Origin of the sequence: uncultured Faecalibacterium sp. (assembly GCF_900066275.1) — a bacterium.
Classification (GTDB): Bacteria; Bacillota; Clostridia; order Oscillospirales; family Ruminococcaceae; genus Faecalibacterium; species Faecalibacterium taiwanense.
The window spans coordinates 30,028-44,415 of sequence record NZ_FMFG01000007.1 but is presented as its reverse complement, the minus strand read 5'-3'; the positions used below and the strand labels follow the sequence as shown (position 1 = coordinate 44,415).

At 58.8% G+C, this 14,388-nt stretch carries 16 protein-coding genes; all 16 read right to left on the bottom strand.

Translation table 11 applies throughout. The annotated features are described in order from the left end of the window. Window positions 1-9: 9 nt before the first annotated feature. The 16 genes from rplV to QZL71_RS04280 all read right to left on the bottom strand — a co-directional run bounded on the left by rplV (window position 10) and on the right by QZL71_RS04280 (window position 14,286). Complete coding sequence (gene rplV, locus QZL71_RS04355) at window positions 10-345, bottom strand: 50S ribosomal protein L22 (RefSeq protein WP_005921882.1); 336 nt, start codon at window positions 343-345, stop codon at window positions 10-12. A gap of 18 nt (window positions 346-363) precedes the next feature. Then, entirely contained in the window at window positions 364-630 is a 267-nt protein-coding gene (rpsS, locus tag QZL71_RS04350; RefSeq protein ID WP_005921883.1) for a 30S ribosomal protein S19, read from the bottom strand. A gap of 17 nt (window positions 631-647) precedes the next feature. Continuing rightward, window positions 648-1,478, bottom strand: coding sequence for a 50S ribosomal protein L2 (gene rplB / locus QZL71_RS04345; protein ID WP_005938027.1), 831 nt, complete (start codon window positions 1,476-1,478; stop codon window positions 648-650). A gap of 78 nt (window positions 1,479-1,556) precedes the next feature. After that, entirely contained in the window at window positions 1,557-1,853 is a 297-nt protein-coding gene (gene rplW, locus QZL71_RS04340) for a 50S ribosomal protein L23 (RefSeq protein ID WP_005938030.1), read from the bottom strand. Next, complete coding sequence (gene rplD / locus QZL71_RS04335) at window positions 1,853-2,476, bottom strand: 50S ribosomal protein L4 (RefSeq protein ID WP_005938033.1); 624 nt, start codon at window positions 2,474-2,476, stop codon at window positions 1,853-1,855. The genes rplW and rplD overlap by 1 nt, the downstream gene beginning before the upstream one ends. A 14-nt stretch (window positions 2,477-2,490) precedes the next feature. Continuing rightward, on the bottom strand, window positions 2,491-3,123 hold the full coding sequence (gene rplC / locus QZL71_RS04330) for a 50S ribosomal protein L3 (RefSeq protein WP_005938036.1): 633 nt from the start codon (window positions 3,121-3,123) through the stop codon (window positions 2,491-2,493). 97 nt (window positions 3,124-3,220) lie between these two features. Then, on the bottom strand, window positions 3,221-3,532 hold the full coding sequence (rpsJ, locus tag QZL71_RS04325) for a 30S ribosomal protein S10 (RefSeq protein ID WP_005934923.1): 312 nt from the start codon (window positions 3,530-3,532) through the stop codon (window positions 3,221-3,223). 730 nt (window positions 3,533-4,262) lie between these two features. Then, a complete protein-coding gene (locus tag QZL71_RS04320) occupies window positions 4,263-6,017 on the bottom strand; it encodes an Rqc2 family fibronectin-binding protein (RefSeq protein WP_294647937.1) in 1,755 nt (584 codons plus the stop codon). 270 nt (window positions 6,018-6,287) lie between these two features. Next, window positions 6,288-7,064 (bottom strand): Nif3-like dinuclear metal center hexameric protein, encoded by a 777-nt coding sequence (locus QZL71_RS04315; protein ID WP_294647934.1) that lies wholly within the window; start codon window positions 7,062-7,064, stop codon window positions 6,288-6,290. Window positions 7,065-7,152: 88 nt separating this feature from the next. Continuing rightward, entirely contained in the window at window positions 7,153-7,863 is a 711-nt protein-coding gene (locus QZL71_RS04310) for a class I SAM-dependent methyltransferase (RefSeq protein WP_294647931.1), read from the bottom strand. 1 nt (window position 7,864) lies between these two features. Next, window positions 7,865-8,119, bottom strand: coding sequence for a DUF1858 domain-containing protein (locus tag QZL71_RS04305; protein WP_005938058.1), 255 nt, complete (start codon window positions 8,117-8,119; stop codon window positions 7,865-7,867). Between the two features lie 108 nt (window positions 8,120-8,227). Further along, window positions 8,228-9,097, bottom strand: coding sequence for a YitT family protein (locus QZL71_RS04300; protein ID WP_291014651.1), 870 nt, complete (start codon window positions 9,095-9,097; stop codon window positions 8,228-8,230). Window positions 9,098-9,211: 114 nt separating this feature from the next. Further along, a complete protein-coding gene (locus tag QZL71_RS04295; protein ID WP_294647929.1) occupies window positions 9,212-9,913 on the bottom strand; it encodes a P-II family nitrogen regulator in 702 nt (233 codons plus the stop codon). 12 nt (window positions 9,914-9,925) lie between these two features. Beyond that, a complete protein-coding gene (locus QZL71_RS04290; RefSeq protein ID WP_294647927.1) occupies window positions 9,926-11,473 on the bottom strand; it encodes a DUF1538 domain-containing protein in 1,548 nt (515 codons plus the stop codon). Between the two features lie 153 nt (window positions 11,474-11,626). Further along, on the bottom strand, window positions 11,627-12,943 hold the full coding sequence (locus QZL71_RS04285) for an NAD(P)-dependent oxidoreductase (protein WP_294647925.1): 1,317 nt from the start codon (window positions 12,941-12,943) through the stop codon (window positions 11,627-11,629). Window positions 12,944-13,080: 137 nt separating this feature from the next. Next, window positions 13,081-14,286, bottom strand: coding sequence for a nucleotidyltransferase family protein (locus QZL71_RS04280; protein WP_294647922.1), 1,206 nt, complete (start codon window positions 14,284-14,286; stop codon window positions 13,081-13,083). Between the last annotated feature and the right edge of the window lie 102 nt (window positions 14,287-14,388).

Genomic DNA, 14,388 nt, shown 5'->3' with positions numbered 1-14,388 from the left:
TTTCCCTCCTTACTCTTTCTCTTTCAGAACAACGGTCATGTGGCTGGTGCGCTTCAGGATGCGGTAGCCGCGGCCCTGTGCACGAGGCATCATGCGCTTCAGCGTCGGGCCGGGGCAGACGTAGCACTCGGCGACGTAGAGGTTGTTCTTGTCCATATTGAAGTTGTTTTCCGCATTAGCGGCTGCAGACTTCACCAGCTTCAGAAGGGGCTCACAAGCTGCCTTCGGGGTGTACTGCAGGATTGCCAGCGCTTCGTCCAGGGGCTTGTTACGGATCAGGTCCATAACGATAGACACCTTACGAGGACTAATGCGGGCATAACGAAGAATTGCCCGAGCTTCCATGTTGTGTTCCTCCCTCTATTACTTAGAATTACCAGTGTGGCCCTTGAAGGTACGGGTGGGAACGAACTCACCCAGCTTGTGGCCAACCATGTCCTCAGTCACATACACAGGCACATGCTTGCGGCCGTCGTGGACGGCAAAGGTGTGACCAACGAATTCGGGGAAGATCGTGGAGGCGCGGCTCCAGGTCTTGATGACCTGCTTCTTGCCGGAAGCGTTCATCGCTTCAACGTGCTTCATAAGAGCAGCCTGGACGAAAGGTCCTTTTTTAATGCTTCTACCCATTGTCTTAAACTCCTCTCTTACTTACCTGCACGCTTCACGATCAGCTTATCGGAGCGCTTATGATGCTTGCGAGTCTTGAGACCCAGAGCGGGCTTGCCCCAGGGAGTCATAGGACCGGAGTGACCAACAGGTGCGCGGCCCTCGCCACCACCGTGGGGATGGTCGCAGGGGTTCATGACGGTACCACGGCTGCCGGGACGGACGCCCATGTGGCGCTTGCGGCCAGCCTTGCCCAGGTTGACGTTCTCGTGGTCGATGTTGGAAACCTGACCGATGACTGCGGTGCAGTTCACGGGCACGTTGCGCATCTCACCGGAGGGCAGACGAACCAGAGCGTAGCCATTCTCCTTAGCCATCAGCTGAGCCATGTTGCCAGCGGAACGAACCAGCTGAGCGCCGCGGCCGGGATACAGCTCGATGTTGTGGATGATGGTACCGACGGGGATGTTCTCGAAGGGCAGGCAGTTGCCGGGCTTGATGTCGGCAGACTTGCTGCTGATGACCACATCGCCCACCTTCAGGCCATCGGGAGCAATGATGTAGCTCTTGACGCCATCGGTGTACTCGACCAGAGCGATGAATGCGCTGCGGTTCGGATCGTACTCGAGAGTCTTGACGGTAGCGGGCATATCGGTCTTCTGACGCTTGAAGTCGATGACACGATACTTGGTGCGGTTGCCGCCGCCCTGATGACGGACGGTGATGCGACCGGTGTTGTTGCGGCCGCTGTGCTTCTTCATGGGCTCCAGCAGGCTGCGCTCGGGAGCGACCTTAGACAGGACGCTGTAATCCGTGACGGTCATGCCGCGGCGGCCCGGAGTAGTGGGGCCATACTTCTTGATAGCCATAGTGCTATTCTCCTTTGTTTATCTTATGAATTATTATCGGGGTCATATCCCCATAGAGGAACCCTCGGCGGGTTCGGCTTAGACCATGCTGTTGAAGAACTCGATTTCCTTGGAGTCCTTGGTCAGGGTCACGATAGCCTTCTTGGATGCAGCGGTGTAACCGGCGTGCATGCCCTGGCGGCGGAAACGACCGCGCACAGAGATGGTGTTGACCTTTGCGACCTTAGCGCCCGGGAACAGGACCTCAACGGCCTGAGCGATCTCGACCTTGGTAGCATCGGTAGCGACCTTGAAGGTGTACTTCTTGTCAGCGATGCCAGCCATGGAGTTCTCGGTAATGACCGGCTTCAGGATGATATCATGTGCGGTTTTCATTAGCCAAGCACCTCCTCGAGCTTCTTAGCTGCGTCGACGCTGATGATCAGCTTGTCGGCATTCAGCACATCGTAGGTGTTCACGCTGCCTGCGAAGGTGGTCTTCACACCGGCAATGTTGCCAGCGCTCTTGACGAACTTTGCATCGACAGTCTCGTTGACCAGCAGGTTCTTCTTGCCGGCACCAACAGCGTTCAGCATTGCAACCACGGTCTTGGTCTTGTACTCATCGCAAGCGAACTTGTCAACAACGACCATGTTGCCATTGGCAGCCTTGTCGGACAACACGCTCAGCAGAGCCAGGCGCTTGACCTTGTTGTTGATGTGGTAGTTGTAGCTGCGGGGCTTGGGGCCCAGAGCGACGCCGCCGTGAGTCCACTGCGGTGCACGGATGGAACCCTGACGAGCGTGGCCGGTGCCCTTCTGACGCCAGGGCTTCTTGCCGCCGCCGGAAACTTCCATGCGGATCTTGGTGTTCTGGGTGCCCTGACGCTGGTTGGCCAGGAAGTTCACCACAGCAATGTGGACAGCCTTCTCGTTCGGGGTGATACCGAACACGGCGTCGGAAAGCTCGATCTCGCTAACATGCTGACCGTTCATATCGACTACGTTAAACTTTGCCATTGTAGCTTTCCTCCTTACGCCTTCACGCTGTTGGCCAGAGTGATGATGGTGCCCTTGGAACCGGGGACCGCACCCTTGACAGCGATCAGATTGTTCTCGGTGTCAACCTTGACAACAGTCAGGTTCTGCACGGTGACGCGCACAAAGCCCATGTGGCCGGGCAGGCGCTTGCCGGGGAACACGCGAGCAGGGGTAGAAGTGGAACCGTTAGAACCTGCATGACGAGCAACAGGACCGGTGCCGTGGCTCTCACGCAGACGGTGCTGACCGTAGCGCTTGATAACGCCCTGGTAGCCCTTGCCCTTGGAAACGCCCACAACGTCCACCTTGTCGCCCTCTGCGAAGACATCAGCCTTCAGCACGTCGCCAACGTTCATTGCGGAAACATCTTCCAGACGGAACTCGCGCAGGGTCTTCTTGGGGGCAACGTTTGCCTTCTTGAAGTGGCCTGCAGCTGCCTTGTTGACCTTCTTGGCGGAAACCTCGCCGAAGCCCAGCTGAACAGCCTGGTAGCCATCGCTCTCGACGGTCTTCTTCTGCACGACGGTGCAGGGACCAGCCTCGATGACGGTGACGGGAACGACCTTGCCGTTCGCGTCGAACAGCTGGGTCATACCGACTTTCTTGCCGATAATGCCTTTAACCATTTTCTTTTCCTCCTGTAAAGGTTATTGGTTGGCAGCGCACGTCACTGCCAACATGACCCCTCGGGAAACGAGGGCATCGAATTTGATCGAGTGTCTTTTACAGCTTGATCTCGATGTCCACGCCAGCGGGGAGCTGGAGGCTCATCAGAGCCTCGACCGTCTTGTTGGACGGCTTCAGAATGTCGATCAGACGCTTATGAGTGCGGCTCTCGAACTGCTCGCGGCTATCCTTGTACTTGTGGGTAGCGCGCAGAACGGTAACGATCTCACGATCGGTGGGCAGGGGGATGGGGCCGGACACGCGTGCACCGGTGTGCTTTGCGGTCTCCACGATCTTCTCTGCTGCGGCATCGATCAGCTGAGCATCATAGCTCTGCAGACGGATTCTGATTTTCTCTTTGACTGCCATTGCTTACGCCTCCTGAAAAAATTGATTTTGCCCTAGGCGAGCCGATAAATTGCTCTACACAGTTCCGGGTGTTCCTCGATTTGGCACTATAAAAACCGGTGAACCGCATGGCAGTTCTCCCGGAAACATATTAGCAAATCAAATCCGAACATTGGTTCCGCCCGTTTCGCAGAGGAGTAACTTCTCTGCCGAGGGAACGTATTCCATCGCTGTCAGTAATTCTTTCGCCCGGTTCTAAGATCGGACATACTCCGCGGAAATAACCCATCGCAGCTATCGCCGGATGACAACCTCCCGCATCTACGCATATCGCTGGCCTGCACGACTTGTATCGCACAAGCCCTTTGCAGCCGAGAGTTATTCTATCACACCTTCGTGCATTTGGCAAGTGTTTTTTAGAAAAAAGAACGAATTTTCTTTTTTATTTTCTCCGTTTTGTCAAAAAGCACATTTTCTGTGCAAGATGCACAATCCGCAGGCTTTTCTGCCGGTGGAAAACTCTGCCGCGCCCGCTGCGCAGTGCTTAGTATGGACCGTTCTGCCGCTTTTATACATATATAATAAAAGGCAGGGCCGGAGCTCTACCGTCCTCGCCCTCTCAGGCAAAGCTTGTCGGCTTTGCCTGCTCTCTCAAAGGGAGAGCACTTGGCAAAGAGGGAAACTTTTCCGTACTGCCAAGGGCTCCCTCCGTGAGGGAGCTGGCGCGCAAGCGCCTGAAGGAGTTCGTTTTTTATCTCTTCTTCAGCTGTTCCGCCAGCCCATCCCGGGGCGTGACGTAGACCGTGGTGTACACCTCGTACAGCACCATGCCGGGTTTGGCACCGCTGGCTTTCCAGATGTTCTTCACCTCGGTGGTGTCCACCGCCACCTTGGCACCGGTGCCTGCCTTGTAGGTGCTGGAGTAGATGACTGCCAGCTCCGCAGCTTCCTGCTTGGTGGTGTCCGGGATCTCCTCGCCCCGGCTCATGACCACAACGTGGCTGCCGGGGGCCTTCTGCACATGGAACCACAGGTCTTTGCCCCGGGCGGTGTGGAGGGTGAGCTTGTCGTTCTGGACGTTGTTGCGGCCTACCAGGATCTCAAAGCCATCGGTGGAAGTGAACCGCAGGAAATCTGCAGGCTTCTGGCGCTTATCCCGCTGCTTGTAGTATTTCAGGTAGCCCTGACTCTTCAGCTCTGCCCGAATCTCGTTGAGGGCTGCCTCACCGGAAGCGGACTCCACCTCGTAGAGTACCGTTTCCAGATAGGCGATCTCCTTTTCACCCTCTGCCAGCAGGTCCACCAGCATCCGGGCGGCGGTCTGCTTCTTTTTATAGTTCTTGAAGAAGTTCTGGGCGTTCTGGCTGGGTGTGAACCGCAGGTCCAGCGGGATGGTCACCTCTTTGCCCTCGTCGTACCAGTTGGGCACGGTGATGCTCTTCATGCCCTTCTGGGCCAGATAGAGGTTTGCCGAGAGCAGCTCACCGTACAGACGCAGCTTTTCGCTCTTGCCGCTGGCAGCAAGCTCTTCCTGACGGGCGGCCTGCTTGCGCACGGCGCGCTCGTACATATTGTGCACGGCCTTGTGCAGCTCCTTGCTTTTGGTGCGCAGGCGTTCCGCGCGGTCCTTCTCAGCGTAGTAGCCCTCCAGCATGGCGTTGAAGGAGGGCCATTCCTTTATTATATACTTTTCGCCGTACTGCTGCGGGCGGAAGAAGGTATACTCGATGGGCTTGCCGCTGGGGTCGGTGACGCTGCAGGGCGTACCGCCGGTTGCGTGCTCTTCCTTCAGCTCGTCGATGGCAGCCATAAGCTTGCGCTTCTGTTCCTCGGTCAGCTCATTGGCGGGCAGATGTTCGCCGTCAAAGGCACGCCATGCAGCTTCGCGGCAGACCACCGGGCCAACACCGGCCACGGTCTTGTTGAGGGCATCTGCCACCGGCAGATCTCTCTGGCAGGCTGCTGCCACGATGGACGCACTGCTCACCAGCAGGAAGTCCGGTCTTGCAGGCTTGGGCGGCGTGGTGTAGGGCAGGCCCGGCAGCAGCTGGCGCACATCGCTGTCCTCAAAATCCACGCGCTTGAGTGCGTCAATGATCTTGCCGTTCTGCACCAGAACCAGATTGGAGTAGCGGCCCATCAATTCGGCACACAGGGTGTTGCGCACAAGGTCGCCCATCTCGTTGGTGCACTGAAAATCAAAATACACGATGCGGTCTCCCGGCTCCATGTGCACGTCCAGCAGCCTGCCGCCGGTGAGATGCTTGCGCATCAACATACAGAAGGAGGGCGGCGTTTCCGGGTTTTCAAAGCTTTCTTCGGTCAGGCACACGCGGGCGGAACCGCTGCGGGCCGAAAGCAGCAGCGCATAGGTATCCGTGCGGGTGCGCAGGGTGAGCACCAGCTCATCACGGGTGGGTTCAAATAGTTTTGCGATCTTGGCGTCGGTCAGCGTTGCTTTGAGCTCTGCTGCCGTAAGGGCCAGTGTCGCGGCATCCAATGCCATAGTGTTTACCTCATTTATGATTTGGAATGGAAATTCTTTTATTTTAAGCGGCCTCGCCCTCTCCGTCACGGCTAACGCCGTGCCACACTCCCCCTTTTGTCACCTATGGTGACATCTTCCCCCGGCGCGGGGAAAGTCTTTCCTCAAAGTGAGAGGCTTTGGCAGTCTACGCAAGGTTCATGGTTTTGCCAAGGGCTCTCCCCTTGGGAGAGCTGTCGAGCAGATGCGAGACTGAGAGGGCGAGGCCGTTCACCTTATTGCAGCTTTCCCTTATAAATACGTATACGGATCCCGGTTTTCAGTGCTCACCAGCACTTCCAGCTCCGGCAGGGCGGCGCGCAGCTTTTCCGCCACGGCGGCAGTCACCGGAAATTCGGTGGCATAGTGGCCCGCCGCAATGAGCGAAAGGCCCAGCCGCTTGGCATCGATGGCGTGGTGGTGGTTGGCTTCACCGGTCAGCAGGCAGTCCGCGCCCATAGCAATGGCATCTGCAAACAGGCTTCCGCCCGCACCGCTGATGACCGCCAAGCGCTTGACCGGCTTACCCGCATCCACAAACTTCACCTGCACCGCCGGGCCGTTCTTCGGCTGGTTGCAGCGCGCAGCAAGCTCCTGCTGTGCCTTGCGGGCAAGCTCCGGAACCGCGATTTCTTCAATGGCTCCCACACGGCCGCAGCCCTCGGCAAAGGTTTCCATATTCTTCATGTCAAAGATGCCTGCCAGCACTTCGTTCACGCCGCCCTCGGCAGCATCCAGATTGGTGTGCATACAGATGGCAGAAATGCCTGCCTGCACCAGCTGGAAAGGCACATCCTGCGGGCCGATCTTTTTGAGCGGATCAAAAATGACCGGGTGGTGGGACACGATCATCTCACACTGCTTTGCGGCGGCTTCGGCCACCACCTCGGGGGTGATGTCCAGTGCTGCCAGCACCCGGTGCATCTGCCCGCCGCAGTCCACCAGCAGGCCGGGATTATCCCAGTGTTCCGCCAGCTCCAGCGGCGCGATGGCCTGCATTGCTTCGTATACCTGATTAACTGTTATCATATCTTCACCATCCTCGCCCTCTCCGTCATTGCTTACGCAATGCCACCTCTCCCATGGTGAGAGGCCTTGGCATTCCATGCAGCGTTCATCATTTTGCCAAAGGCTCTCCCTTTGGGAGAGCTGGACGCGAAGCGGCCTGAGAGGGCAAGCCAGCTAATAAACTATCGATTTCCTGCGCAAGTGCGCTGCCATCCGGCACGCCAAGGCGCATCCGGGGCAGCTTTGCCTTCTGCCAGTCGGCGTAGCCTTTTCCCTCGGGCCACTCTCCCGTACTGCCAAACAGGCACTCGGCAAAGGTGGGCGCATACACCCTGCCGGTGTACTCCGCCGCCATCACCGCGTACCAGCGGCCCGCCGCCTGCACCGGGCGGTCGGCTGCAAAGGAGAAGCCATGCTCCCACAACCAGCGGCGCAGCGCGTCGTGGCGGGTGGCCGGGATCATGATGATCCGCGGCCCTCCCACGGTGAACACCCACGGGGCTTTCTCTAAAATTTCCCAAGTGGTCTGGGCGGAAACGCCCGCCAGCACGATGCTGTCTACTTCGTTCTCCGTAAGCACAGAAAGACCGTCGCCAAGCCGAAGCTCAGCGCGGTCTTTACAGCCTGCATGTTCCAGCGTCTGCTCTGCCTTTGCCAGCGGGCCGGGCCGCAGGTCGGCACCGATCACCTTCGGGTATTTTCCCGAAGCCGCCAGCACCGCCGTCAGCTTGCCGTGGTCGCAGCCGATGTCTGCCACCGGCTCTCCCGGCCGCACAAGCTCTGCGGCGGCAGCCAGACGCGCATCCAGTGTGGGCAGCAATTTATGCCTTCTTTGCGGCCAGATGCTCGTTCAGCTTCTCGATCAGCTCATCGCAGTCCACGCCGTGGACAGCACAGGCCTCCTCGATGCTCTCGCCGCGGGATGCAGGGCAGCCCAGGCAGTGCATGCCGATCTCCATGAAGTAGGGAGCGGTGGTCTGGTCCATATCCAGGATATCGCCGATGATGGTCTCGCGGGTCACCTGCTTTGCGTCCTTGTGTTCTTCCTTCTTGAGCATATTGAAAATATCAAACATGATGGTTTTCCTTTCCTGTTGGGTAAAATCACGGCATAACCTACCGTTCTTCTATACTATACCCTAAACCGGTACTGTTTTTCAAGTATCTGCTGGGATTTTCAGCGTTTACTGGTAATTCTTATCCAGCGAGAAGCCGCGCCCGCTCACCTCGGTCACATGGCTCACGATCATAAAGCAGGTGGGGTCGATGGCATGGGCCAGCTTTTCCAGCTTCGGCAGCTGGCGGTTGCTCACGATGCTCAGCAGCACCTGCTCCGGCTCGTGGCTGTAGCCTCCCTCGCCATGCAGCACGGTCACACCGCGGTCCAGCTGGGTGAAGATGGCCTCGCGGATATCATCGGCGTGCTGGCTGATGATCTTTACCTCGGTGCGGGTAGTGCCGAAGATGAGCACCTTGTCCAGCACCACCGTATATACGATCACCATCACGATGCCGTACAGACACTGCTGCAGCGGGCTGAACGCCGCCTGCAGGCAGAGGATGAGCATATCGAACACCAGCATACTGGCCGACACCGGGATGTGGAAATATTTGTTCAGCACCAGCGGAGGGATGTCCATGCCGCCGGTGGATGCGCCTGCCCGGATGGTGATGCCCAGCGAAACGCCTACGCCGAGGCCTGCAAAAATGGTGTTGAGCACCAGATCATCGGTGAGCACAAAGCCTGTGAACACCCGCTCCCACAGAGCCAGAAACAGGGGGCTGAGCACGGTGCTGGCAATGGTGGTGATGGCAAAGCGCCGCCCCAGCAGCACCCAGCCCACCGTAAGCATGGTCATGTTGATGACGAATAGCACACCGGACACCGGCAGTCCCAATGCACGGTTGATGCCCAGTGCGATGCCGGTGGCACCGCCGGTGATCAGGCCTGACGGCACAAGAAACAGCACCACCGTGAGCGCATACAGTGCATTGCCCACGATGATGGACAGCGAATTGAATGCGATCTGCTGCTCATATGAAAGCTTTATCATCTTTTGTCCCTCATTCTTGAATTTCTTTCTTCTATGATAACGAAAAAATCCGCATTTATCAAGCGTTTCGCCCATAAATGCGGAATAATCCCGGAATAAATTACATTTTGTTGTTTACTGCGCAGAGGTCTCCTGCACCGGTTCCTCGTCCTCCAGCAGACGCAGACCGGCGGTATCCGTCACCGGCAGCGAGAACACGATCGTACCCGCCTTTGGCCCGGCACCGTCCATGATGGCTTTCATGATGCGTTTCTTTTCCGGCGTGCGGGCCACGATGAGCACCAGCTCCTTTTCGTTCACCAGCTCCACGCCAAGGAACTGGGCTGCGCCTTCCATGCCGGTACCCTTGGCGTGGATCACCGTGCCACCGCCGGCACCTGCTGCACGGGCGGCATCCATAATGGTGCCGGTGTGGCCCTGATTGGCAATTACCAGCAGCAGTTCGTAACGGGTATCCTTCAAGGTGCTCTCCTCCTTCAATGTCAGCGGCTGGTGCTGGGTGAGGAACATCAGCGCCCTTCTGCCGCCGATGCTGCTCAGCGGCACCGTGAATGCAATGCCGGTGCCCGGCACGTCGATGCGCATTTTGCGGCGCAGGTCTGTCCGGACGGCCTTCCATGTATCCTCTGTCACCACCGCCAGCAGCACGGCCTTCTCGGTCTTTTCCAGACCCAGCGTGGCCAGCGTCTCCCGCACCGCTGTGCCGCTGCCCACCGTGCGCAGGTTCACATCCACGCCGCGCTGCTGGTACAGCTGCAAAAAGGCATCGGTGGAGCGGCGGTCGGTGATGGTCACCATCAAAAACAACGAACTCATGCCGAGCCCTCCTTACAGTTCAATGATATCATCGTCCGGCAGACCGGCAAAGGCCGCACCCATGGCCGCAGGCTGCAGCCGCCGGGCCTTGCGGGTGCGCAGCTGTGCCACAAGGCCCATCAGCTGCACCGTAATGAGCGGGGTCATGGCCACCATGGCCACCACGCCGAAAGCGTCGGTGACGATATTGCCGCCCACGGCCACGCAGGCACCCTGTGCCAGCGGCAGCAGGAAGGTGGCTGTCATGGGGCCAGATGCCACGCCGCCCGCGTCAAATGCAATGGCGGTGAACAGCTTTGGCACCACAAAGGAGATGCCGATGGCAAACACATAGCCCGGCACGAGGAACCACAGGATGGAAATGCCGGTGAGTACCCGCACCATGGCAAGGCCCACCGAGATGGAAACGCCTGCCGAAAGGGCTGTGCCCATGGCCTTGGCCGAAATGGCACCGTCGGTCACCTCTTCCACCTGCTTGTTCAGCACATAGACGGCCGGTTCGGCCTTGACGATGAAGTAACCGATGAGCATTCCAATGGGAATGATGATCCAGCGGAAGCTCTGCCCGGCCAGCACCTGACCCAGATAATTACCGGCGGGCATAAAGCCCACATTTGCGCCGGTGAGGAACAGCACAAGGCCCACGTAGGTATACGCAAGACCCACCGCAATGCGGCCCAGTGACCGGCGGTCCATGTGCAGAGCCACAAATTGAAAAATGCCGAACATCACGATGATGGGCAGCAGCGAGACAGCGATCTCTTCCAGATACGTAGGCAGGCTGACATGGAACAGCTGCCACAGCTCCACCGAGTCGCTCACCTCCGGCAGCACCGGCGGGAGATAGGTGCTGTCCGAGGCGCGGAACACGATGCCCAAAATGAGCACCGCCAGAATGGGGCCGATGGAGCACATGGCCACCAGACCAAAGCTGTCGTCCGCCGCGTGGCGGTCGCCGCGGATGGACGAAACACCCACGCCCAGCGCCATGATAAAGGGCACCGTCATGGGGCCGGTGGTCACACCGCCGGAGTCAAAGGCCACAGCAAGAAATTCCTTGGGCACAAACGCCGCCAGAAGAAAGATCATGCCGTAGAACAGCACCAGCAGCTTTGGCAGCGAGATGCCAATGAGCATACGCAGGAAGGCAAACACCAGAAACAGGCCCACGCCCGCCGCCACCGATAAAATAAGGGTGCGGTTCGGGATGGAGGGCACCTGATTTGCCAGCACCTGCAGGTCCGGCTCCGAAATGGTGATGAGGAAGCCCAGCAGAAAGCCGATGCCCAAGATCACCGGCAGCTTCCGGCTTTTGGTGATCACCGCACCCACGCGCTCGCCCATGGGGGTCATGCTCATCTCCGCGCCCAGTGTGAAGAACATGATGCCCACCACGATCATGGCGGCCCCCAGCAAAAAGCACAGCAGGATGCTGGGCGACACCGGCGCAATGGTAAAGCAGAGCACCAGCACGATGGCTGCAATGGGCAGCACTGCCTGCAGCGCTTCCAATAGTTTTTCCCGCAGTTTCGGGAGGGATGCTTTCAGGATAGCGTCCACCGCCTTTCACCGTTTTATATCCAGTTTGTACAAATCAGAAGCAAGTATATGAATAGTATACAAGGCAAAAGCCGCCCCGTCAACAAACGGAGCGGCAAAGATCGGCAAAGACGCAGAAGCTTTACAGTTTCTTCCAAGTTTGTCTTTATTTCGTCAGATCTCCTGCTTTGCCAGCACGTCCAAGGTGGGGGTCTGGAACACCGGGATATCGGCATAGGGATCAGCTGCTTCTTCTGCGGGCAGGCTCTTCATGTAGGCGTCCATGGATTCGGCCACCTTCTTGGCCACAGCTACCGCCTCCACCACGGTGCGTGCGCCCATCACGGCATCGCCGCCGGCAAATACGCCCTCGCGGGTGGTGCTGCCGTCCTCGCTGACGGTGAGCAGACCCTTCTGGTTGGTCTCGATGCCGGTAGTGGTCTTGACGAGGTTGCTCTCCGAGCCTTGGCTGACCGACACAATCACGCCGGTGTGGGGGTAGAAAGTCTCACTGCCCTCCACCTGAGTGAACCTGCCATCTTCGCCCTTGACGGTATCGCGGCAGATCAGGCCGTTCTCGCGGATCTCCACCGGTGCTTTGCAGAAGCGGAAGCCCACGCCCTCCAGCTTTGCATAGCTCACCTCGTACTCGGAAGCACTGATGCAGCTCTCGTCGCGGCGGGCATAGCAGGTGACGTGGCGGGCACCGTTGCGGATGGCGGTGCGGGCGCAGTCCATGGCAGAGTTGCCCACGCCGATCACCGCAACATCGCTGCCCAGACGGAACGCCTTGGAGTTTGCCAGATAATCGATGCCAAAGGCTACATTTCCCAGCGTCTCACCCTTGATATGCATAGCGTTGGCCTTCCACAGACCGGCACCGATGAACACGCTCTTGTAGCCGTCGCGGAACAGGTCATCGATGGTGATGGTCTTGCCGATGGTGGTGTTGGGCCGCACCTTGATGCCCTTCAGCTCCAGATGGCGGTACTGGAAATCGTCCAGCACGCTGTCCGGCAGGCGATAGTTGGGGATGCCGTAGCGCATGACGCCGCCAATTTTATCGCGGGCATCAAAGATGGTCACATCGTAGCCCCAGCGTGCCAGCAGCACCGCAATGGTCAGGCCCGCCGGGCCGGAGCCAACGACTGCCGCCTTCATGCCGTTTTTGGGGGCAGGGCCGGCGGTCATTTTGTTGGCGTAGGTCGTGGAAATGTAGTCTTCAATAATGGAGAAGTGCACCGGGTCGTGGCTGGGCATCCGGTTGCGCACGCAGTGGCCCTCGCACTGGTTCTCGTGGTTGCACACCAACGCACAAACGGTGGTCAGCGGGTTATTCTCAAACAGCATCCTGCCAGCTTCGTCCATCTGGTTTGCCTTGAGCAGCCGAATGACCTCCGGGATGTTGGTGTGGATGGGGCAGCCCTGCTGGCACAGCGGCTTTTTGCAGCCCAGACAGCGGTTGGCTTCGTCCAGAACGTGAAGTGCCATGAAGTTTCCTCCTTATTGCGTGCGGTTTTCTGATTCCGTTCTTATTTGTTGTATCCAACATTGCATTGCTTTAATCATACACCACAAACCGTCCGGGCACAAGTGTTTCTGTATAAATTTTTTTCGATTATTTTTTGTCAATTCGTCAAAAAGATAATTTTTTGACGATATACTCCCCCCATCGGCCCGGGCACCCGGCGGCACAGTGCGCCAAAATCGCTGGCTGCTGCCTGTGCCGCCGCCATACGGGCGCAGGCATCGTTTTCTTTTTCCAGCTTTGCCAGCGAGTGGCTCAGCGGCAGGGATGCATGCTTCAGCAGCACAAGTGCTCCCCGCCTTGCCCCCAGCAAATGCAGATAGGGCGGCAGGGCAGGCACGGTCTCCGCCGCATAGCCCAGTGCCGCGTCCATGGCAAGGCGGCGCATCCGCGCCCGGGGGTAACGCACAGTGGTCAGCGCGTCCAGCAGCTGGGGCAGGCCGGTGCAGCTGCGCACGGCGTTTTCCAACCGGTGGTCCAACCCCTCGGAAACGCCCCGCACTGCGGCAAAAGGTTCCGGTCGTGCACAGGCCGCCCGCAGCAGAGCCAGCTCACACCGGCCCGCAGCGGCATGATCCGTATACATTCCGTCGATTTCCGTTTTTTTATACAGCTCCAGTGCTTTTTCCGGCACATAAGGAGTCAGCGCATCCGCGCCCTGCTCTGCCCAGAGGGCGCGCAGCGCGCTGGCGCTGGCAAACTGTGTGTGGTCGCTTTCGGCAAGGGCCTGCCCGTGGCCCGCCCCCACGCGGGGCAGCGGCACCGGGGTCATGGGTGCCTCCTGTTCCAGAATGGCCTTGCAGTATTCCACTGCCAGATTGTTGTTGGGCTTATCCAGCAGTGCGGCCAGCGCCGTGCCCGGACAAAGCGCTTCCACCGCCGCCTGCCGCGCCGCCGCAAAGCTGCGGGCACCGGCTGCAAGCTGGCGCTTCAGCTCGGCACGGTAGGCTGCGCTGCACAGCACCCGGGCAGCTTCCATCAGCAGGGCTGCGTCCGGCGTCTCTGCCCCGAACACCAGCGCATCGCACCCGGCGGCGGCAAGGATGCGCACCCCCGCCCGGGCAAAAGCCTCTGCCCCCGCACAGGCACAGGGCGCAGGCAGCGCAAATATCAGATCTGCCCCGCACTGCAGGGCGGCCTGCACCCGCACCGCTTCCGGCAGCAGCGGCAGTGCGCCGCGCTGGGTCAGCCCGCAGCTCATGGCCACCGCCACATGCTGTGCTCCCAGCGCTTTTGCCTGCGCCAACTGCCATGCATGGCCATTGTGAAAGGGGTCGTACTCTGCAATGATACCGGCAAATTTCATAGATAAGCTCCTCTGCAGGGCTGCTGCGCCCTCGGAAAGATTGTTAAATTTATATCGTATATACAGAAAACTGCAGTGGTTTTGCGCATTTGTGGGCAGGAT

Coding starts and splice junctions, on each gene's coding strand:
- rplV (WP_005921882.1), bottom strand. CDS start 345: ATGGAAGCTCGGGCAATTCTTCGTTATGCCCGCATTAGTCCTCGTAAG.
- rpsS (WP_005921883.1), bottom strand. CDS start 630: ATGGGTAGAAGCATTAAAAAAGGACCTTTCGTCCAGGCTGCTCTTATG.
- rplB (WP_005938027.1), bottom strand. CDS start 1,478: ATGGCTATCAAGAAGTATGGCCCCACTACTCCGGGCCGCCGCGGCATG.
- rplW (WP_005938030.1), bottom strand. CDS start 1,853: ATGAAAACCGCACATGATATCATCCTGAAGCCGGTCATTACCGAGAAC.
- rplD (WP_005938033.1), bottom strand. CDS start 2,476: ATGGCAAAGTTTAACGTAGTCGATATGAACGGTCAGCATGTTAGCGAG.
- rplC (WP_005938036.1), bottom strand. CDS start 3,123: ATGGTTAAAGGCATTATCGGCAAGAAAGTCGGTATGACCCAGCTGTTC.
- rpsJ (WP_005934923.1), bottom strand. CDS start 3,532: ATGGCAGTCAAAGAGAAAATCAGAATCCGTCTGCAGAGCTATGATGCT.
- QZL71_RS04320 (WP_294647937.1), bottom strand. CDS start 6,017: ATGGCATTGGATGCCGCGACACTGGCCCTTACGGCAGCAGAGCTCAAA.
- QZL71_RS04315 (WP_294647934.1), bottom strand. CDS start 7,064: ATGATAACAGTTAATCAGGTATACGAAGCAATGCAGGCCATCGCGCCG.
- QZL71_RS04305 (WP_005938058.1), bottom strand. CDS start 8,119: ATGTTTGATATTTTCAATATGCTCAAGAAGGAAGAACACAAGGACGCA.
- QZL71_RS04300 (WP_291014651.1), bottom strand. CDS start 9,097: ATGATAAAGCTTTCATATGAGCAGCAGATCGCATTCAATTCGCTGTCC.
- QZL71_RS04295 (WP_294647929.1), bottom strand. CDS start 9,913: ATGAGTTCGTTGTTTTTGATGGTGACCATCACCGACCGCCGCTCCACC.
- QZL71_RS04285 (WP_294647925.1), bottom strand. CDS start 12,943: ATGGCACTTCACGTTCTGGACGAAGCCAACCGCTGTCTGGGCTGCAAA.
- QZL71_RS04280 (WP_294647922.1), bottom strand. CDS start 14,286: ATGAAATTTGCCGGTATCATTGCAGAGTACGACCCCTTTCACAATGGC.